This is a genomic window from Bartonella sp. CM31XJBT, assembly GCF_028618555.1.
Classification (GTDB): Bacteria; Pseudomonadota; Alphaproteobacteria; order Rhizobiales; family Rhizobiaceae; genus Bartonella.
Genome location: NZ_JAQITD010000084.1, coordinates 1 through 711, shown reverse-complemented (window position 1 = coordinate 711; position 711 = coordinate 1). Strand labels below are relative to the sequence as shown.

Here is a 711-nt window from a genome sequence, read left to right as displayed (position 1 = left end):
CAAACACTCAAGCATTTTCATTTCACTAATTCCTCGAAATTCTCCACTTAAGAGTTTAGACAGTTTTGGTTGAGTCATTTTCAAAAGTTGACTAGCCTGTTTTTGTGTTAAGTTCTTTTCTTTCAGAATTTGACTAATCTTATGAGCAAGTTGCGCTTTGATAAGCATCTCTCTGGAATCTGAAAAGCCAAGATCCGCATAAACATTGGAACTACCGTGAAAAACATTGATCATTTTAATTCCCTTCTAATTGTTCTGCTAACTTGAGACGTTCTTTAATCAGATTAATGTCTGGTTTTGCTGTTGCAATGCCACGGGTCGATGTTTTCTGAAAACAATGCAACACATAAAGAGATTTTTTATATTGTATCGTATAAACAGCGCGATAAGTTCCTTGAATATCGCGTTCAATAATTTCTAGAACATTGGCAGATCCAAACCCCTTGAGAACCTTAACATTTTCTCCTCTATCTCCTATCTGAGCAAGATAAAGAGCATAACCAATCCTTTGTTGAATAAGATCAGGAAGACTTTTTATATCTTTGAGTGAAGAACCAAGCCATATGATACGTTTTATTTTACTCATGATTATTAATATACCCATATGGGTATATTTTCAAGTGGTTATTCTAATTTTGTGATTTTTTAATAACTATTATTAATAAAATTGACTTGATAAAAATGGTAACAAAAAACCATAATTGTTTATTT

Annotated in this window: 2 protein-coding genes; both read right to left on the bottom strand. The window is 32.1% G+C overall.

The window, feature by feature from the left end; translation table 11 throughout:
* Nucleotides 1–234, bottom strand: a 234-nt coding sequence (locus PVV63_RS10305) for a helix-turn-helix domain-containing protein (RefSeq protein ID WP_273791765.1), incomplete at its 3' end; no start/stop codon positions are given.
* A gap of 1 nt (nucleotide 235) precedes the next feature.
* The gene (locus tag PVV63_RS10300) at nucleotides 236–586 is read right to left on the bottom strand and encodes a type II toxin-antitoxin system RelE/ParE family toxin (RefSeq protein ID WP_273791764.1); all 351 of its coding nucleotides are present in this window, start codon (nucleotides 584–586) and stop codon (nucleotides 236–238) included.
* Between the last annotated feature and the right edge of the window lie 125 nt (nucleotides 587–711).

Excerpts from the sequence above, each read along its gene's own strand:
- PVV63_RS10300 (WP_273791764.1), bottom strand. The coding sequence starts at position 586 with ATGAGTAAAATAAAACGTATCATATGGCTTGGTTCTTCACTCAAAGAT.